This is a genomic window from Synechococcus sp. GFB01 (assembly GCF_001039265.1).
Classification (GTDB): domain Bacteria; phylum Cyanobacteriota; class Cyanobacteriia; order PCC-6307; family Cyanobiaceae; genus NIES-981.
On record NZ_LFEK01000027.1, the window covers coordinates 1 to 17,254 of the forward strand.

Annotated in this window: 12 protein-coding genes, 1 tRNA gene and 9 pseudogenes; 10 read left to right on the forward strand and 12 right to left on the reverse strand. The window is 68.8% G+C overall.

Translation table 11 applies throughout. From position 1 onward, the window contains the following. A pseudogene (locus SYNGFB01_RS04715) lies at positions 1-345 on the reverse strand (sensor histidine kinase); the annotation flags it as partial. Between the two features lie 526 nt (positions 346-871). Here SYNGFB01_RS04715 and SYNGFB01_RS13055 point away from each other — a divergent pair. Then, a pseudogene (locus tag SYNGFB01_RS13055) lies at positions 872-1,245 on the forward strand (DUF3155 domain-containing protein). Between the two features lie 20 nt (positions 1,246-1,265). On the opposite strand, the gene SYNGFB01_RS04725 reads toward SYNGFB01_RS13055, so the two are convergent. Next, positions 1,266-1,556 (reverse strand): alpha/beta hydrolase, encoded by a 291-nt coding sequence (locus SYNGFB01_RS04725; protein WP_053068332.1) that lies wholly within the window; start codon positions 1,554-1,556, stop codon positions 1,266-1,268. A gap of 156 nt (positions 1,557-1,712) precedes the next feature. On the opposite strand from SYNGFB01_RS04725, the pseudogene SYNGFB01_RS04730 reads away from it, so the two are divergent. Further along, positions 1,713-2,330 (forward strand): annotated as a pseudogene (locus tag SYNGFB01_RS04730) (WecB/TagA/CpsF family glycosyltransferase); the annotation flags it as partial. A 17-nt stretch (positions 2,331-2,347) separates the two neighbouring features. Here SYNGFB01_RS04730 and SYNGFB01_RS04735 read toward each other — a convergent pair. Together SYNGFB01_RS04735 and tgt are read right to left on the reverse strand one after the other, a co-directional pair. Continuing rightward, positions 2,348-2,491, reverse strand: coding sequence for a photosystem II reaction center protein K (locus tag SYNGFB01_RS04735; protein WP_048017150.1), 144 nt, complete (start codon positions 2,489-2,491; stop codon positions 2,348-2,350). Positions 2,492-2,520: 29 nt separating this feature from the next. Further along, a pseudogene (gene tgt / locus SYNGFB01_RS04740) lies at positions 2,521-3,622 on the reverse strand (tRNA guanosine(34) transglycosylase Tgt). A 70-nt stretch (positions 3,623-3,692) separates the two neighbouring features. Here tgt and SYNGFB01_RS13060 point away from each other — a divergent pair. Beyond that, positions 3,693-4,471 (forward strand): annotated as a pseudogene (locus tag SYNGFB01_RS13060) (adenosylcobinamide-GDP ribazoletransferase). 117 nt (positions 4,472-4,588) lie between these two features. Here SYNGFB01_RS13060 and SYNGFB01_RS04750 read toward each other — a convergent pair. Beyond that, positions 4,589-5,563: pseudogene (locus SYNGFB01_RS04750) on the reverse strand (sensor histidine kinase); the annotation flags it as partial. Between the two features lie 528 nt (positions 5,564-6,091). Here SYNGFB01_RS04750 and SYNGFB01_RS13065 point away from each other — a divergent pair. After that, positions 6,092-6,462, forward strand: a pseudogene (locus SYNGFB01_RS13065) (DUF3155 domain-containing protein). A 154-nt stretch (positions 6,463-6,616) separates the two neighbouring features. Here SYNGFB01_RS13065 and SYNGFB01_RS13070 read toward each other — a convergent pair. Then, positions 6,617-7,105 (reverse strand): annotated as a pseudogene (locus SYNGFB01_RS13070) (alpha/beta hydrolase); the annotation flags it as partial. A gap of 53 nt (positions 7,106-7,158) precedes the next feature. Between SYNGFB01_RS13070 and purH the strand changes: the two are divergent. Both purH and SYNGFB01_RS04770 read left to right on the forward strand, forming a co-directional pair. Then, a pseudogene (gene purH / locus SYNGFB01_RS04765) lies at positions 7,159-8,738 on the forward strand (bifunctional phosphoribosylaminoimidazolecarboxamide formyltransferase/IMP cyclohydrolase). Positions 8,739-8,801: 63 nt separating this feature from the next. Continuing rightward, the gene (locus SYNGFB01_RS04770; RefSeq protein ID WP_048017154.1) at positions 8,802-9,266 is read left to right on the forward strand and encodes a DUF4079 domain-containing protein; all 465 of its coding nucleotides are present in this window, start codon (positions 8,802-8,804) and stop codon (positions 9,264-9,266) included. A 3-nt stretch (positions 9,267-9,269) separates the two neighbouring features. Here SYNGFB01_RS04770 and SYNGFB01_RS04775 read toward each other — a convergent pair whose 3' ends face one another. The 3 genes from SYNGFB01_RS04775 to sfsA all read right to left on the reverse strand — a co-directional run bounded on the left by SYNGFB01_RS04775 (position 9,270) and on the right by sfsA (position 12,028). After that, positions 9,270-9,905, reverse strand: coding sequence for a DUF1997 domain-containing protein (locus tag SYNGFB01_RS04775; RefSeq protein WP_048017155.1), 636 nt, complete (start codon positions 9,903-9,905; stop codon positions 9,270-9,272). Between the two features lie 118 nt (positions 9,906-10,023). Then, a complete protein-coding gene (locus tag SYNGFB01_RS04780) occupies positions 10,024-11,220 on the reverse strand; it encodes a 4-hydroxy-3-methylbut-2-enyl diphosphate reductase (RefSeq protein WP_048017169.1) in 1,197 nt (398 codons plus the stop codon). Between the two features lie 40 nt (positions 11,221-11,260). Continuing rightward, positions 11,261-12,028: a DNA/RNA nuclease SfsA gene (sfsA, locus tag SYNGFB01_RS04785; protein WP_048017156.1), complete on the reverse strand. Its 768-nt coding sequence runs from the start codon at positions 12,026-12,028 to the stop codon at positions 11,261-11,263. Positions 12,029-12,116: 88 nt separating this feature from the next. On the opposite strand from sfsA, the gene murJ reads away from it, so the two are divergent. After that, complete coding sequence (murJ, locus tag SYNGFB01_RS04790; RefSeq protein ID WP_048017157.1) at positions 12,117-13,742, forward strand: murein biosynthesis integral membrane protein MurJ; 1,626 nt, start codon at positions 12,117-12,119, stop codon at positions 13,740-13,742. Positions 13,743-13,761: 19 nt separating this feature from the next. On the opposite strand, the gene SYNGFB01_RS04795 is transcribed toward murJ, so the two are convergent. Genes SYNGFB01_RS04795 through SYNGFB01_RS04805 form a run of 3 tightly spaced genes read right to left on the reverse strand, consistent with a single transcriptional unit; the run spans position 13,762 to position 14,570 of the window. Further along, on the reverse strand, positions 13,762-14,019 hold the full coding sequence (locus tag SYNGFB01_RS04795; protein ID WP_048017158.1) for a hypothetical protein: 258 nt from the start codon (positions 14,017-14,019) through the stop codon (positions 13,762-13,764). Between the two features lie 24 nt (positions 14,020-14,043). Continuing rightward, on the reverse strand, positions 14,044-14,334 hold the full coding sequence (locus SYNGFB01_RS04800; RefSeq protein ID WP_048017159.1) for a DUF3181 family protein: 291 nt from the start codon (positions 14,332-14,334) through the stop codon (positions 14,044-14,046). Further along, on the reverse strand, positions 14,331-14,570 hold the full coding sequence (locus SYNGFB01_RS04805) for a hypothetical protein (protein ID WP_048017160.1): 240 nt from the start codon (positions 14,568-14,570) through the stop codon (positions 14,331-14,333). The genes SYNGFB01_RS04800 and SYNGFB01_RS04805 overlap by 4 nt, the downstream gene beginning before the upstream one ends. A gap of 61 nt (positions 14,571-14,631) precedes the next feature. On the opposite strand from SYNGFB01_RS04805, the gene SYNGFB01_RS04810 reads away from it, so the two are divergent. The 3 genes from SYNGFB01_RS04810 to SYNGFB01_RS04820 all read left to right on the forward strand — a co-directional run bounded on the left by SYNGFB01_RS04810 (position 14,632) and on the right by SYNGFB01_RS04820 (position 17,253). Further along, a tRNA-Arg gene (locus SYNGFB01_RS04810) sits at positions 14,632-14,705 on the forward strand. Between the two features lie 110 nt (positions 14,706-14,815). Then, on the forward strand, positions 14,816-16,099 hold the full coding sequence (gene glyA, locus SYNGFB01_RS04815) for a serine hydroxymethyltransferase (RefSeq protein ID WP_048017161.1): 1,284 nt from the start codon (positions 14,816-14,818) through the stop codon (positions 16,097-16,099). Between the two features lie 65 nt (positions 16,100-16,164). Beyond that, positions 16,165-17,253, forward strand: coding sequence for a glycosyltransferase family 4 protein (locus tag SYNGFB01_RS04820; protein WP_048017162.1), 1,089 nt, complete (start codon positions 16,165-16,167; stop codon positions 17,251-17,253). Position 17,254 lies beyond the last annotated feature (1 nt).

Genomic DNA, 17,254 nt, shown 5'->3' on the forward strand with positions numbered 1-17,254 from the left:
GGTCGCGCAGAAAGGCAAGGCGCTCGTCCGGCGACAGCGCCGTTGGTTGAGGGTGGCAGGCCAGGGGAGCACCCGTGCTTCCACCTGGATGGCCCCCAGCAACAGGCCGTCATGGCGGAGGGGTAGCCAGCGGCGGCGTTCGGCCGGTGAGCGCAGCGGGCTGTCGACCCGGAGCTCCGGCAGAACCCGGCTGCTGCGGGGCCACTGGCCCACCGGCACCAGCGTGGGCGGAGCGTCCTCGCAGGCTTCGGTGAGATAGACCACCAGCGACTGCAGATCGTCGCGGTCGCCGAACTGGTCGAGCTGGCTCTGAAGCAGGGCCAGAAACCGCTCGGACACGTGCATCAGATTCGCTCGCCGGGTTCGGTCAGCGATTTTTCGGAGTCAGGGCAAAAACCGGGAAAAAGTCTTAAGATCCTGGTATCGCTCACTACGAAGCGGTCCGTCAGGGCTGTTGGCAGTGATGCGCTGGCCTGACGTTCAGGCCACGCGCGGCGTTTTCCGTCGCGTCGGGCACTGCGACAGTCCGAGTTGCGTTTTTCTGCAACTCAAGCTACAGCAGAGGTGGGCCGCCCACGGCGTCTCGCCGAGTCCTGGGCCGTCATGGGTCCAGGCTCATCCTGTCACGCCTCTCGATCCGCGTCCGATCTCCGGATGGCGCCTCGATGCCGCCACCGGAAACCGCCAGGCCCTCCTGGCTTAACTCCTGTCAGTCCATCCGCTCCGGGCTCCGCCCGTCTGGGCCGATTGACCGGAATCCAGTCGAACCTCCGGCCCCGAGCCGGTTGATTCAGCACCCGGGAACGATCGTCCGCCGTTCGTCACCCGCCCCAGCCCCGTTCCTCCTTCAGGCCCTCCAGGGATCAGCTCCATGTCCAAGAAGCGCAAGCGGATCAGCCGCCGCCGTCTCGCCGGCCAGCGTGTGCTCGCCCATGTCCCCACCTTCAACCTTGAGACCGGTTCCCACAAGCCGGTGACTGCGGCCCGCCGCTACATCGCCGAGGAGGCGCTCGTGCCCCCTGCGATCCTCAACGTGCGCCGCAACGAGCACACCACCGACCGGCTTCTTCTGGGGGGAGAAAGGCCTGTTCAGCGCCCAGTACGCCGAGGAGAACCCACTTCCTGTTCCCCTCCCTGCGCGCCATCGTCGATCGGATCGGCGAGGACGTGCTGTTCGAAGGCATCGAGGCGCTGGCTGCGGACGACTGGGAGGAGATGGAGGAGTACGAATACGCCTTCGTCTGATTCCGCCTCCTTCGCCAGGCTCAACAGGGCCAGGCTTCCGACACGAAGGCCCGCAGGATCGGCAGCACACCGCTGTCGATCGTGTGGCCACCGCTGAACCCCACCAGGGCGACGCGATGACCGGCCTGCTGGAGGCGCCGTTCCAGTTCCTCGCTGGCTGCATAGGGCACCACCGGATCCTGCTGACCATGGGTCAGCAGGATCGGAAACTTTCCTGGCGCAGCGGGCCGGCCTGGCTGCCAGCCAGGGTGCGGATAGCCGCTGCAGCCGATCAGACCGGCCAGTGCCAGGCCGTCGTCCCTGGTGGCCACGTCGAGTCCCCAGGGCGGCTCCCTGCGAGGAAACCCAGCAGCACCGTCTGCCTCCAGCGGCAGTTCCGCNTCGCCGCGCTGGTCCTGTTCCTCTGGTCACTCAACGAACTGCCCGTTCGGCTGGCTGATCGCGCTCGCGCTCGCGTATGCTGTGCGGGCGGCGGCCAGATCGTCACCTCACGCCGAATGACGATGGCGGCCCGAAGCGACCCGGCCTCGGGCAGCGATCGCCTCAGCCGCGCTGGTGATCCCCGATGGTGCCGGCGTGGTCTGGGCTCTTGGCCGGCAGGGTCTGCGGGTGCGTCGCAGCCCCGGGATCGAGCTGGCCTGGGCCCTGCTGGCTCAAGCCGCCAGCCAGGGCTGGCGTGTGGCACTCGTGGGGGCTTCACCAGCGGTGATGGATCAGCTCGTCGCCCGCTTGCGCCAGGAGCTGCCTGGCCTCCAGCTGGTGTTCAGCGCCCATGGATACCAGAGCCCCGACTCCTGGCCGGCTCTGGGGCAGCAGCTCCTGGCGGCCTCTCCGGATCTGGTGCTCGTCGCTCTGGGGGTGCCTCGCCAGGAGACCTGGATCCAGCGTCTGCCCGGCCGCGCGGCGGCCTCTGGATGGGCGTGGGAGGCAGTTTCGATGTCTGGGCAGGCGTCAAGAAAAGGGCCCCCACCTGGATGGGAGCCCTGCAGATCGAATGGTTGTACCGCCTGCTGCAGGAGCCGAGCCGCTGGCGGCGGATGCTCGCCCTGCCCTCCTTCGCCTGCGCGGTGATGAAGGAGCGCTGAGGAGAAAGGCCGACAGCTCAGCGGAATCCCACGGACGCCTGCCACACGAAGGCGAGCAGCAGGAAGAACAGGGGGATGATCGGCAGGATGTCGATCAGCGGTGCGAAGGCCTGATAGGCCTCGGGGAGCTGGGCCAGGGTATGAAGGGCGTAGGCGGCCATCCCGGAATCGGCTGATCGTGAGGCGGACGCTACCACGTGTGCGATGCCGCGGAGCCGGGTTCCCAGGGAGCGAAATCCTCTGCAAAGCAGCCCTCTCGGATCGCCTGCGCCATGGCCAGGCTGAAGCGGATCAGCTGGGTGATGTTGTGGAGACTCAGCAGGGTTCTGCCCAGCATCTCCTCGCTGCGGATCAGGTGGTGCAGATAGGCGCGGCTGTGGTGCCGGCAGGCCAGGCAGGAGCAGCCCGGATCCAGAGGCGTGTGGTCGTGGCGGAAGCGGGCGTTGCGGAGGTTCCAGCGCTCGCCGCCCACCAGGGCCGTGCCATGACGACCCAGGCGGGTGGGCAGCACGCAGTCGAACAGGTCGAAGCCGCTGGCCACGGCGATCGCCATCTCCCGCAGACTGNCGACGCCCATGAGGTAGTGGGGTCTGTCGTCGGGCAGGAGCGGCCCGACCTGGCGCACGATGCGGTGCATCGCCTCGGTGGGCTCGCCCACGCTCACGNCCCCCACGGCGATGCCGGGCAGTCCCATGGCGCTCACCACCCGGGCTGACTCCGCCCGGAGGTGCGGAAAGCAGCCCCCCTGCACGATGCCGAACAGAGCCTGATCGGCCTTGGTATGGCTGGCGATGCAGCGCTCCAGCCAGGCGTGGGTGCGCCGGCAGGCAGCGGCCACGTCCGCTTCGCTGGCCGGGTAGGGGGGGCACTGGTCGAAGGCCATCGCCACATCCGCTCCCAGGGCCATCTGGATCGCCATCGAGCGCTCGGGAGTGAGCTCGATCCGGGAGCCGTCACNGGGGGGAGCGGAAGGTCACCCCGTGGTCGTTGATGCGGTTGATGTCGCCTANGCTGAAGATCTGGAAGCCGCCGGAATCGGTGAGCAGCGGGCCATCCCAGGCCATGAAGCGGTGCAGCCCGCCGGCCTCGGCCACGATCGCCTCACCGGGCTGCAGGTGCAGGTGAAAGGTGTTGGCGAGCACCATTTCGGCGCCGGTTTCGCTCAGTTGCGCGGTGCTGACCCCCTTCACCGTGGCCAGGGTGCCCACCGGCATGAAGCGCGGTGTGTGCACGGTGCCATGGGGGGTGTGGAAGCGGCCGCAGCGGGCCCGGCTGCGGGGGCAACGGGCCACGACCTCGAAGCCGAACCGGCTGCCGGGAGATGGGAAGCTGATGGGGTCGCTTCGATGCTTTCCCGACGCTATGCCGCAGCCACCGTGCCGGCGGCGGGATCCGCCCTGGTGGCGCGATCTGGCCGGCGCCTGGATCTTCTACTCCGTGCTGCCGGCCTGGCCTGGCATTCAGCCGAGCTTCGAGCGCATCGCCCGCTTCGCTCCCCTGGTGGGGCTGGTGCTGGGTGGTCTGCAGGCTCTGCTCTGGCAGCTGACCCGCGACCAGATGCCGCCGATGGCCCAGGTGTGTCTGGTGCTGGCCCTGGGGATGGCGCTGAGCGGTGGCCTCCATGCCGATGGCCTGATGGACACCGCCGATGGCCTGGCGGCCGGACCGCGGGNCCTGGAGGCCATGGACGACAGTCGCGTGGGGGCATCCGCCGTGCAGGCGCTGGTGATGGCCCTGCTGCTGCGCACGGCGGCGCTGCTGGTGCTGGCTCCGGCGGCGGGCTGGGCCCTGGTCTGGGGAGCCTGCTGGGCGCGTGTGGCGCCGCTGGTGGCCATGGCCCGTTTCCCCTATCTGCGGGCTGGCGGCAGTGCTGCCTTTCACCGCCGGCACTGGCGTGGTCTGGGCCGCGAACTGCTGCCTTCGGCAGGGGTGGTCGCCGCGCTGCTGGGGCTGGCCGCTGTTCAGGGCTGGCCGTCGGACGGGATGCGAGGGCTGGTCGGGCTGCTGCCTGCCGTGCTGGTGCCCCTCTGGCTGGGCCGCCGTCTCGGAGGTCACAGCGGTGACAGCTACGCGCCTGCGTGGAGTGGTGCGACACCGTCGTGCTGTTGCTCCTGGCCTTGCTCAGGCTGGTGGGAGGCTGAGACAGAAGGCGTTGCCCTCCGGGGCAGCTCGGCCCCCAGGGTCGATGGGGGCACCACCAGATCCAGACGGCCCTCGAGGGCTTCGGCCAGATCACGCGCCAGGGCGAGGCCCAAGCCGGTGCCCGGCCGCCCGCTGGAGCGGCTGCCCCGCTGCCCGCGCTCGAAGATTGTCTGGCGTTCATCCGCGGCGATGGCGGGCCCGCCGTCCCAGACGCACAGCTGCCAGCTGCCATCACCACGGGGTCGGCAGCTGAGGCCCACGTCACTGCCCGCGGAGCTGTAGGCAAAGGCGTTCTCCAGCAGGTTGGCCAGGATCTCCGCAACCGCCCCGCTGTCGCCGCTCCAGTCCGGCAGGCAGACCGGTCCGTGCCAGCGACGGCCCTGTAGGGCCGCCGTGGCCGCGGCCCGCTGCAGCAGCGGCTGGAGCAGCGGCGCCAGCGGCTGGCCCTGCGGTCCCCCGAGCGCAGGTGGCAGCAGGAGCGGAACGGCGACATCCGCCGCGGGGAGGGCCTCCCCCGCCTCGAGGTGCTGCAGGGCATTCACGTAACGCTGCAGCTGCTGCTCCTCCAGCAGCAGGCTCTCCACCAGGGCGCGGTTGTGGTCGTTCGGTCCGAGGCGGCGCAGCAGCAGCTGACCGAATGTGCGCAGCGCCGCCAGCGGGTTGCGCAGCTGATGCACCAGCAAGCGCACCTGCTCCTGCTGGCGCTGCAGGGCCTGCTGGAGGCGCTGCCGTTCCAGGTCCAGCCCCAGGGCCTCCGTGAGGCAGCTGGCGGTGGCCTGGAGCCGTTGGTTGAGGGTGGCAGGCCAGGGGAGCACCCGTGCTTCCACCTGGATGGCCCCCAGCAACAGGCCNGTCATNGGCGGAGGGGTAGCCAGCGGCGGCGTTCGGCCGGTGANGCGCAGCGGGCTGTCGACCCGGAGCTCCGGCAGAACCCGGCTGCTGCGGGGCCACTGGCCCACCGGCACCAGCGTGGGCGGAGCGTCCTCGCAGGCTTCGGTGAGATAGACCACCAGCGACTGCAGATCGTCGCGGTCGCCGAACTGGTCGAGCTGGCTCTGAAGCAGGGCCAGAAACCGCTCGGACACGTGCATCAGATTCGCTCGCCGGGTTCGGTCAGNCGATTTTTCGGAGTCAGGGGCAAAAACCGGGAAAAAGTCTTAAGATCCTGGTATCGCTCACTACGAAGCGGTCCGTCAGGGCTGTTGGCAGTGATGCGCTGGCCTGACGTTCAGGCCACGCGCGGCGTTTTCCGTCGCGTCGGGCACTGCGACAGTCCGAGTTGCGTTTTTCTGCAACTCAAGCTACAGCAGAGGTGGGCCGCCCACGGCGTCTCGCCGAGTCCTGGGCCGTCATGGGTCCAGGCTCATCCTGTCACGCCTCTCGATCCGCGTCCGATCTCCGGATGGCGCCTCGATGCCGCCACCGGAAACCGCCAGGCCCTCCTGGCTTAACTCCTGTCAGTCCATCCGCTCCGGGCTCCGCCCGTCTGGGCCGATTGACCGGAATCCAGTCGAACCTCCGGCCCCGAGCCGGTTGATTCAGCACCCGGGAACGATCGTCCGCCGTTCGTCACCCGCCCCAGCCCCGTTCCTCCTTCAGGCCCTCCAGGGATCAGCTCCATGTCCAAGAAGCGCAAGCGGATCAGCCGCCGCCGTCTCGCCGGCCAGCGTGTGCTCGCCCATGTCCCCACCTTCAACCTTGAGACCGGTTCCCACAAGCCGGTGACTGCGGCCCGCCGCTACATCGCCGAGGAGGCGCTCGTGCCCCCTGCGATCCTCAACGTGCGCCGCAACGAGCACACCACCGACCGCTTCTTCTGGGGGGAGAAAGGCCTGTTCAGCGCCCAGTACGCCGAGGAGAACCACTTCCTGTTCCCCTCCCTGCGCGCATCGTCGATCGGATCGGCGAGGACGTGCTGTTCGAAGGCATCGAGGCGCTGGCTGCGGACGACTGGGAGGAGATGGAGGAGTACGAATACGCCTTCGTCTGATTCCGCCTCCTTCGCCAGGCTCAACAGGGCCAGGCTTCCGACACGAAGGCCCGCAGGATCGGCAGCACACCGCTGTCGATCGTGTGGCCACCGCTGAACCCCACCAGGCGACGCGATGACCGGCCTGCTGGAGGCGCCGTTCCAGTTCCTCGCTGGCTGCATAGGGCACCACCGGATCCTGCTGACCATGGGTCAGCAGGATCGGAAACTTTCCTGGCGCAGCGGGCCGGCCTGGCTGCCAGCCAGGGTGCGGATAGCCGCTGCAGCCGATCAGACCGGCCAGTGCCAGGCCGTCGTCCCTGGTGGCCACGTCGAGTCCCAGGGCGGCTCCCTGCGAGAAACCCAGCAGCACCGTCTGCTCCAGCGGCAGTTCCGCATCCAGCTGCTGCAGACGTTCCAGCAGCTGGAGCCGGGCCGAGGGCAGCTGCGGCCAGTCCGGCTCCTGCAGGTCATACCACTGGCGTCCCACGCCGGCGGGATGCGGCAGCGGGGCCTGCAGGGCCACCACGCTCACCTCGGGTGTCACCAGCAGCTCACCCAGATCGAGCAGGTCGGTGGCGTCTGCCCCCCAGCCGTGCAGCAGCACGAGTCGACGCTCGGCCCCAGCAGGGCCGAGGCGGATCAGATCTGGGCTGCTGGTCATGGCATCCGGGCACGGTCTGCGTAGGTTGGCTGGCTGAACCTCCAGCAGCAGCCATGGCGCTCACGGCCCTTCTCAGTGTCTCCAACAAGGAGGGGCTGGTGCCGCTGGCCCAGGGTCTCCTCGAGGCCGGCTATCGGCTGGTCTCGAGCGGTGGAACGGCCAGCGCTCTGCAGGCCGCGGGTCTGCCGGTGACCAGGGTGGCGGAGCATACGGGGGCGCCGGAGATCCTGGGAGGCCGGGTGAAGACGCTGCACCCGCGCATCCATGGCGGCATCCTGGCGCGCCGCAGCGATCCGGCCCATCAGGCCGATCTGGCGGCCCAGGACATCGCTCCGATCGATGTGGTTGTGGTGAACCTCTACCCCTTCCGCGAGACCGTGGCGAATCCAGCCGTGGCCTTCGACACCGCCATCGAAACCATCGACATCGGCGGACCGGCCATGGTGCGGGCCGCGGCCAAGAACCATGCCGATGTGGCGGTGCTGACCAGCCCCAGCCAGTACGAGGCTTTCCTGGCCGCCCTGCAGGCCGGAGGCGTGGACGCCGCCCTGCGCCGTCGCCTGGCGCTGGAGGCCTTCCGGCATACCGCGGCGTATGACGCCGCGATCAGCGCCTGGCTGGAGCAGCGGCAGGAGGCTGAGGCGCCACCTGAGGGGCTCCCGCCGCAGCTGAGCAGGCTGAGGCCCCGATGCTGGAGCTGGCGCTGCCGGCCGGTCAGCGTCTGCGGTACGGCGAGAACCCCCACCAGAGCGCCATCTGGTACAGCCAGAGCGGCGCCGGCTGGGGAGCGGCCACACAGCTGCAGGGCAAGGAGCTCAGCTACAACAACCTGCTCGACCTTGAGGCCGCCCTGGCCACGGTGCGCGAATTCGGCTACGGCGATGGCGCCCGGAGTGCGGCCGTGGTGGTGAAGCACACCAATCCCTGCGGCGTGGCCACGGGTGCCGATTGCGGCGAGGCCCTGCAACGGGCGCTCGATGCTGACCGGGTGTCGGCCTTCGGCGGCATCGTCGCGCTCAACACGACGGTGGACCCGGCTGCGGCAACCCAGCTCACCAGCCTCTTCCTCGAATGCGTGGTGGCGCCGTGTTTCGATGCACAGGCGCGTGAGCAGCTGGCGGCCAAGACCAACCTTCGCTTGCTGGAGCTGCCGCCCGAAGCGATCGCGCGGGCCTCCCGCCGTCAGTTGCGCAGTGTGCTCGGCGGGGTGCTGGTGCAGGAGGTGGACGACCAGCCGGTGGAGGAGAGCGGCTGGCAGGTGGTGACCGATCGCCAGCCCACACTCCAGGAGCTCGAGGATCTCCGTTTCGCCTGGCGGCTGGTGCGCCATGTGCGCTCCAATGCGATCGTGGTGGCCCGCTCGGGCCAGAGCCTCGGTATCGGCGCCGGCCAGATGAACCGGGTGGGCTCGGCCCGGCTCGCCCTGGAGGCAGCCGCTGAGAAGGCCCAGGGAGCTGTGCTCGCCAGCGATGGCTTCTTCCCCTTCGACGACACCGTGCGGCTTGCGGCCGGCCACGGCGTCAGCGCCGTGATCCAGCCCGGCGGCAGCGTGCGCGATGCCGATTCCGTGGCCGCCTGCAACCAGTTCGGCCTGGCCATGGTCGTCACCGGCCGGCGTCACTTCCTGCACTGACTCGCAGCCTGCAGCCAGGGGTCACAGCGAGGCGGTAGCTTCGCCGGGAGGCCCAGCTGCGCCATGTCCGAGTCACTCGCCTTCAAGCTCAACTTCCTGCACCCGCTGCTGATGTGGGGACTGCTGGCCCTTTCGGGGTACGGGATGGTTCTGGGCATCAAGGCCAAGAAGACCCGCACGGCGGATGCCGAGACCCGCAAGACCTTGATCAANGGGCAGTACGCCCGACGGCACTTCCAGATCGGCAGTGTGCTGCTGGCGGTGATGGTGCTCGGCAGCTTCGGGGGTATGGCCGTGACCTACCTCAACAACGGCAAGCTGTTCGTGGGGCCGCACCTGCTGGTCGGCATCGCCATGACCTGCCTGATCGCCCTCGCTGCCTCGCTTANCCCGCTGATGCAGCATGGCAACCTGCTGGCTCGCAAGGCGCATGTGGGTCTCAACATGCTGATGATGACCCTGTTCCTCTGGCAGGCCGTGAGCGGCATGCAGATCCTCAACCGGATCTGGGAGAACCGTCCCGGCTGAGCCTCAGAACTGCGCCCGCTTCCTGGGAGGGCATTCCAGGCCATGGCTGGCGTGGAAGTCCTCCTGCACCTTCCAGGTGAGCCGGCGTGAGATCTGGCGAACGATCTGGCGCAGCAGGTGCTCACCACTGCTCTGCACAAGGCTCTCGGGCAGCAGATTGATCACGCCAGGGAGCCTGATCCACACGCTCAGGTCCAGCTGCCAGCGCACCTCGGTGCACAGCTCGTGGGTGTTCTCGCCCAGCTCCAGCGAGGCGTTGAATTCCACGTCGTAGAGCTCCTCGAGCTTCAGCTCCGTCTGGCCGGCGCCGGAACCGGGCGTGGTTGCGGCAACCGGCACGGTGACGATGTCGTAGATCCCGCGACGCTGGGGGAGCAGCTCAAGCCCGATGGTGGGCTCCACCTCGAAGCCGAAATTTCCGAAGCGCCCCAGGGTCAGGGCGTAGCCGTTGTCGCCCAGCTGCCGCACGCTCATCGGTGCTGCACAACGCCGGAACCAGCCCTCGTGCCGGTCGAGGTAGGCCGCCACCACCGGGGCCGCGGCGCGCATCTCCATCAGGTCGGCGAAGCGGCTGCTGTAGCAGCGCACCCGCGGATCGGGGCTGTGTCGCAGCCGGCTGGTGGCGGCCTCCAGGGTCATCCGGGATTGGAGCTCGGGCGGGGCCGTCAACAAGGCGAGGACCTGTGGGGTCGGAGACTCATCTTTAATCAATGTAAAGCTCCCTGGTGTCGTGCCAGGCGCAGATCGAGCCGGCAGGTCAGCGTTCGCTGAGTTCGATGAGCCGCTCGATCACGTCCTCCACCACCCGGTCCGGGGTGGANGCTCCCGAGGTGATGCCCACCCGGATCTCGCCGGCAGGCAGGAAGGGCTCCTCGACCTGCAGCTCCCCCCCGAGCGGCTTGTGCTCGATGCGGTTGCCGGGGCCGATCCGCTCGGGCGTGTCGATGTGGAAGGAGCGGATGCCTCGACTGACGGCGATCTCCTGCAGATGGGTGGTGTTGGAGGAGTTGTAACCCCCGATCACCACCATCAGGTCGAGGGGCTCATCCACCAGCGCGAACATGGCGTCCTGCCGCTCCTGGGTGGCGTCGCAGATCGTGTTGAAGGCCACGAAGTGGTCGTTGAGCGCCGCGGGCCCGTAGTGGCTCAGCATGGTGCGCTCGAACAGCCGACCGATCTCCTCGGTTTCGCTCTTGAGCATGGTGGTCTGGTTGGCGACGCCCACACGCACCAGATCACGGTTGGGATCGAAGCCCGGCGAGCANGCGCGCGCGAAGCGCGCCATGAAGGCATCCCGATCGCCCTTGCCGAGGATGTAATCGCAGACGAGCTGGGCTTCGGCCAGATCCAGCACCACGAGGTAGGTGCCGGCGAAGGAGCTGGTGGCGAGGGTTTCCTCGTGCTTCACCTTGCCGTGGATGATCGAGGTGATCTGGTGCTTCTTGTGCTTCTCCACGGTGTTCCAGACCTTGGACACCCACGGGCAGGTGGTGTCCACGATGTGGCAGCCACGCTCGTTGAGCAGCTGCATCTCCTGCACCGTGGCTCCGAAGGCGGGCAGGATCACCACGTCGCCGCCTGCCACGTCGGAAAAGTCCTTCAGCCCCTCCTCCACCGGGATGAAGCGCACGTCCATCTCCCGCAGGTGGGCATTCACGGATGGGTTGTGAATGATCTCGTTGGTGATCCAGATCCGTTCGCTCGGGTAGTGGCGCCGGGTCTCGTAGGCCATCGCCACCGCTCGCTCCACCCCCCAGCAGAAGCCGAAGGCCTCGGCCAGCCGCACCGTCAGCCGGCCTCGCTGCAGCACGTAGCCGTTGTGGCGCAGCCGGCCGATCAGATCGCTCTGGTAGGCCTGCTCCAGGCTCCCGGCCACCTCCCTGCCGAGGCCGAAGCCGCGGCGGTTGTAGCGCTCGGACTGGTGCAGGGAGCGCTTGAAGGCATGGGTATCCACAACATCCGCCACGGGGTCCGGGAACTCTATGGGGCCCCGCTCAGCCGCTGGTGGGTTCCCGCGGTTCGACGGGGGCCACTCCCTGCCAGCGCACGCTGTCGTCGGCGAAGGCATAGATGCTGGGCAGCACCTCCATGCCAGCCTTCAGGGCCGCTCGGAAGAGCTCTCCATAGCGCGGGTCGGCCGAATCCCCCGGCGCGAAGCGGGTCACATCAGCGCGGCTGAGGCAGGGCAGCAGCACGGCCCTGGACTCCGGCAGAAGAGCGGTGAGTTCGAGCAGGTGTTTCTGTCCCCGCTCGGTCACGGTGTCGGGAAACAGGGCGAGATCGCCGCGCGTCCAGGTGGTGTTCTTCACCTCCACGTAGATCGGCCGCTGGTCCGGGGCGCTGGCCGCCGGGGTCAGCAGCAGGTCGATGCGGCTGCGGTGGCCTTTGCCGTAGGGCACCTCNGCGCGGATCGAGCCGATCGGTCCGAGCCAGGGTTCCAGGCAGCCGGCCGCGATCGTGGCGCGCACCAGGCGATTGGCCAGAGCCGTGTTGACTCCCACCCACACAGGCCGGCCATCGGCGCCGGGCACCTCCGCCTGCTCCCAGGTCCAGGCCAGCTTGCGGCTGGGGGAGGGATCGTGGCGCAGCCGTACCCGGCCCCCGGGAAGCAGCACACCCGTCATGGGTCCGGTATTGGGGCAGTGGGCCGTCACCAGCCTGCCGTCGGCCAACTCCACATCGGCCAGGAAGCGCTTGTAGCGCCTGCGCAACACACCCTCCACCAGCGCTCCCAGCTCCAGCACGGCGACGGCGGCGGTCATGGCGCTCTGGCGGTGGCGGGTGTGGCCGCCATACTGCCGCTCGATCCGTGGGCACAGGCCCGCTCCCCAGGCTCACCAGGCCCACCTTATGGCTCAATCGCTGCGCCGCATCGCCCTGATCGTGGCCATCGCCACCGCCCTCAGCAAGCTGGCGGGGCTGGTGCGTCAGCAGGTGATTGCGGCGGCGTTCGGCGTCGGTGCCGCTTACGACGCCTACAACTACGCCTACGTGCTGCCCGGTTTTCTGCTGATCCTGCTGGGGGGGATCAACGGCCCGTTCCACAGCGCCATGGTCAGTGTGCTGGCACGGCGGCCGCGTGAGCAGGGTGCCCACGTGCTGGCGGCGATGAACACGCTGGTGGGGGCAGGGCTGATCGGCGTCACGCTGGTGCTGCTGGTGGCAGCCGATCCTCTGATCAGCCTGGTGGGACCGGGTCTGGATGCGGAGCGCCACGCCATCGCGGTGGTGGAGCTGCGCTGGATGGCCCCGATGGCTCTCTTCGCCGGCCTGATCGGTCTGGGATTCGGAGCCCTCAATGCTGCCGATGAGTTCTGGCTGCCCTCGGTCAGCCCGCTCCTCTCCAGCGTGGCCGTGATCGTGGGCCTGGGGATCCTGTGGTGGTTCCTGGGGCCGGCGATCGCGCTGCCGGAGAAGGCGCTGCTCGGCGGCGTGGTGCTGGCCGCCAGCACCACCCTTGGGGCGGTTCTGCAGTGGCTGGTGCAGCTGCCCGCCCTGGCCCGCCAGGGTCTCAACCGCTTCCGGCTGGTTTGGGACTGGCGCGACCCCGGCGTGCGCGAGGTGCTCCAGGTGATGGGCCCAGCCACCCTCTCCTCGGGGATGCTGCAGATCAATGTCTTCGTGTCGCTGTTCTTCGCCTCCGGCATCCCGGCGGCGGCGGCGGGTCTGGGCTACGCCAACCTGCTGGTGCAGACACCCCTGGGGCTGATCTCGAACGCCCTGCTGGTGCCGCTGCTGCCGCTCTACTCCAGGCTCACGGCGCCGGGCGATCGGCCCGAGCTGATCGGCCGCGTGCGCCAGGGTCTGATGCTCTCGAATGCCTCGATGCTGCCGCTCGGAGCCTTGATGGTGGCCCTCGCCCTGCCGATCGTGGCGCTGATCTACGAGCGGGGGGCCTTCGACAGGTCCGCCGCCCATCTGGTGGGTCAGCTCCTGATGGCCTACGGCATCGGCATGCCGGCCTACCTCGCCCGCGATGTTCTGGTGCGGGTCTTCTATGCCCTCGGCGATGGGGTTACCCCGTTCCGCTGGTCGCTGGGGGGCATCGGGCTCAACGCCATCTTCTGCTGGCTGTTCGTGGGCGGTCCCACCCCCTGGGGGCAGCAGCTGGTGCCGGCCCTCTATTTCGGGGCCGCCGGTCTGGTGCTGGCCACCGTGGCGGTCAACCTGATCAGCTGCGCCGGGCTGCTGCTGGCGCTGCAGCGTCGGCTCGGCGGGCTGCCGCTGCGGCGCTGGGCCCGCGACAGCCTGCTGCTGCTGGTGGCGGCGCTGCTGGCGGGCCTGGCCGCCTGGGTCGCTGCCCAGGCCGTGGCCTGGCCGGGCGGCCTGGCCGGACGGCTCTGGCAGACCAGCCTGTGCAGTGCCCTGGGGATGCTGGTGTATGCAGCCGTGGCGGCCTGGAGCGGTGTGCCTGAGGCCCTGCAGGTGCTCGCCCAGCTTCGCCAGCGTTTACCGCTGCCGGGCCGCGCCGGTTGATCGGCCCCGCCGGAGCGGTTCAGGGCAGCCTCACCTGCCTCTCCTCCCGCACCTGCAGGGGGATCTCCAGGTGAGAGCGGCCCAGCATCCGGGGACCGTCCACCGCGAGGATGCGCGCTTCGATGCCGAACTCACGGAAGGCGTTCTCGAGCTCCTGGATCAGGGCCTTCTCCACCTGGGCATCGGCGTCGACCAGCTTGCCGATCAGCCTGCTGCCCAGCGGGCCGATCCGCTGTTTCATCACCTCCCGGGCATTGGTGACCTCGATCAGCAGCACGGACCACCGGCAGGGGCCGCAACCCTATCGGCAAAAGGGTTCGAGAATCTCCTCCAGATCCCGCAGCTGGCCCGCGGGGATCAGCCGGGCCAGCGGCAGGCGGGTGCTGCCGGCCCCGATCGGCACCTGCACGGCCTCGAGCGCCTGGCGGGCGCAGACGCCCGCTCCCTGGTCGAGCCTGGCGGCGCATTCGATCGCCAGCGTCTGGGCAAGACCTGCATCGCCGAGATACAGGTGCCAGCCAGCCACCTGCAGGTACAGCCGATCGGCCAGGGCCACTTCCAGATCCTTCAGGTCGCCCGCGGAGAGGCTCATGGTCGGGGTGCTGGGCGCAGGGCAATCACCACTCCAGCGTGCACCAGCAGCAGTGCCAGCCAGCCGAGGCTCAGCCAGCTCAGGTGTGCCCAGGGGTGCCGCAGCTCCTGCACCACCCACAGGCCGCTGTTGAGGGCAGCGTAGATGGAGGCGTGCAGGGTCAGGTTCACGATCCGTTCGAAATGGCGGTAGGTGGGATCGTCGGGATCGGCGGGGCCGTACCAGCGGATGGGCATGGGTGCGAGGGCAGGACGGGATTTGACGGATGGGCCCTCCATGCGGTGAGAATGGGCCCATGCGCTTGTAGCTCAGCGGATTAGAGCATCTGACTACGGATCAGAGGGTCGGGAGTTCGAATCTCTCCAGGCGCGCTTCCCACCAAGGCCGGGCTCCCTGCCCGGCTTTGCTGTTGGTCTCTGGTGCCGGCGACCCGGTCCTTACGATTCCAGTTCAGACGACCCCTTCCACTGCTCCGTCCCTGATGGCCAACACCGCTGCGATCGATCAGCCCCTCGCGGCCGGGGATCCCGCCATCGCCGCCATGATCGGCAGGGAGCTGGAGCGCCAGCAGACCCACCTCGAGCTGATCGCCTCGGAGAACTTCGCCTCCCGCGCCGTGATGGAGGCCCAGGGCTCGGTGCTCACCAACAAATACGCCGAGGGTCTGCCCCACAAGCGCTACTACGGCGGTTGTGAGCATGTGGATGCGATCGAGGAGCTGGCGATCGAGAGGGCCAAGCAGCTGTTCGGTGCCGCCTGGGCCAACGTGCAGNCCCACAGCGGCGCCCAGGCCAACTTCGCCGTGTTCCTGGCGCTGCTGCAGCCCGGCGACACGATCATGGGCATGGACCTCAGCCACGGCGGCCACCTCACCCACGGCTCGCCGGTGAACGTGAGCGGCAAGTGGTTCAAGGTGGTGCAGTACGGCGTCGACCCCGACACCCAGCAGCTCAACTTCGATTCCATCCGCCAGCTGGCGCTGGAGCAGAAGCCGAAGCTGATCGTCTGCGGCTATTCCGCTTACCCCCGCACGATCAACTTCGAGGCCTTCCGTGCCATCGCCGATGAGGTGGGTGCCTATCTGCTCGCCGACATGGCCCACATCGCCGGTCTGGTGGCCGCCGGCGTTCACCCCAACCCGGTGCCCGTGTGCGACGTGGTGACCACCACCACCCACAAGACCCTGCGCGGACCCCGCGGCGGCCTCATCCTGTGCCGCGATGCCGAATTCGCCAAGCAGTTCGACAAGGCCGTGTTCCCCGGCAGCCAGGGCGGCCCGCTTGAGCACGTGATCGCCGCCAAGGCCGTGGCCTTCGGTGAGGCCCTGCAGCCAAGCTTCACGGCCTACGCGAAGCAGGTGGTGGCCAATGCCCAGGCCCTGGCGGCCCGCATCCGGGAGCGCGGCATCGATGTGGTGAGCGGCGGCACCGACAACCACATCGTGCTGCTCGACCTGCGCGGCATCGGCATGACCGGCAAGGTGGCCGACCTGCTGGTGAGCGATGTGCACATCACCGCCAACAAGAACACCGTGCCGTTCGATCCCCAGTCGCCGTTCGTGACCAGCGGCCTGCGCCTGGGCACCGCCGCCTGCACCACCCGCGGCTTCGACGAAGCCGCCTTCCGCGAGGTGGCCGATGTGATCGCCGACCGCCTGCTCAACCCCGAGGAAGCGGCCATCGAGGAGCGCTGCCGCCAGCGGGTCGCGGCCCTCTGCGAGCGCTTTCCGCTCTATGGCGGGCAGCGTCAACTGCAGCACGCCTGAATTCTTGGCAGGGCCCGTAACGTGAGCCCAGCTGGATCCGTCCGGCCTGCACGATCGTCGCCGCAGTGTTTCTCACCACCCGACCCAATGCGGCAGCCCTGCTCACCTTCCTGGTGGCAGCTGCGCTCACGGCCTTGGTGGTGCCGCAGGTGCGGCGTGTCGGTCTGCGCTGGGGCCTGACCGATCAGCCAGACCCACGCAAGCAGCACACCACGCCGATGGTGCGGCTCGGTGGGGTGGGCATCGTGCTCGGCTTCAGCCTTGCCCTTCTCCTCACCTGGCAGCTGGACGGCTTTGCCGAGCTCGAGACCAGCAAGGACCAGCAGATCTGGACCACCCTGGCCGGCTCTCTGTGCTTTTTCCTGATCGGCCTGGCCGACGACCTCTTCGCGCTTCCGCCGCTGCCGCGGCTGGTCGGCCAGTTGGCGGTGTCGACCGTGGTGTGGTTCGAGGGCGTTCGCATCGGCACGATCGATCTGCCGTTCGGCGGCAGCGTCCAGGCCGCCCATCAGCTGATCCTGCCCGACCCGCTCAGCCTGCTGGTCACCCTGATCTGGCTGGTGGGAATCACCAACGCGATCAACTGGCTCGACGGACTCGACGGTCTGGCGGCGGGGGTGAGCGGCATCGCTGCGGTGGGCCTGCTCTCGGTGAGCTTCAGCCTGCATCAACCGGCCGCCGGCCTTCTGGCGGCTGNNCTGGCCGGGAGCTGTCTGGGCTTTCTGCGCCATAACTTCAACCCCGCCCGGATCTTCATGGGCGACAGCGGCTCCTACTTCCTCGGCTTCGCCCTGGCGGCGATCAGCATCGTGGGGCCGGCCAAGGGCCTCACCAGTGTCAGCCTGCTCTTGCCGCTGCTGATCCTGTCGCTGCCTCTCGCCGATATGTCGGCCGTGATCATGGGCCGCCTCAGCGAGGGCCGCTCCCCCTTCTACCCGGATCGGCGCCACCTCCATCACCGCCTGTTGCGTTCCGGTCTCAGCCACCGCCGCACGGTGCTGCTGATCTACGCCTTCAGCCAGTGGCTGGGGGCCCTCGCCCTGGTGGTGGTGAACGNCGAGATGCGCTTTCTCTGGCTGGCGCTGGCCACGGCCGTGCTGATCTGGGTGCTGGTGACCACCCGCCGCGCCCTGCAGCGCCCACAGTCGCAGTGAC

Coding starts and splice junctions, on each gene's coding strand:
- SYNGFB01_RS04800 (WP_048017159.1), bottom strand. CDS start 14,334: ATGAGCCTCTCCGCGGGCGACCTGAAGGATCTGGAAGTGGCCCTGGCC.
- SYNGFB01_RS04775 (WP_048017155.1), bottom strand. CDS start 9,905: ATGACCCTGGAGGCCGCCACCAGCCGGCTGCGACACAGCCCCGATCCG.
- murJ (WP_048017157.1), top strand. CDS start 12,117: ATGGCTCAATCGCTGCGCCGCATCGCCCTGATCGTGGCCATCGCCACC.
- SYNGFB01_RS04805 (WP_048017160.1), bottom strand. CDS start 14,570: ATGCCCATCCGCTGGTACGGCCCCGCCGATCCCGACGATCCCACCTAC.
- SYNGFB01_RS04735 (WP_048017150.1), bottom strand. CDS start 2,491: ATGGCCGCCTACGCCCTTCATACCCTGGCCCAGCTCCCCGAGGCCTAT.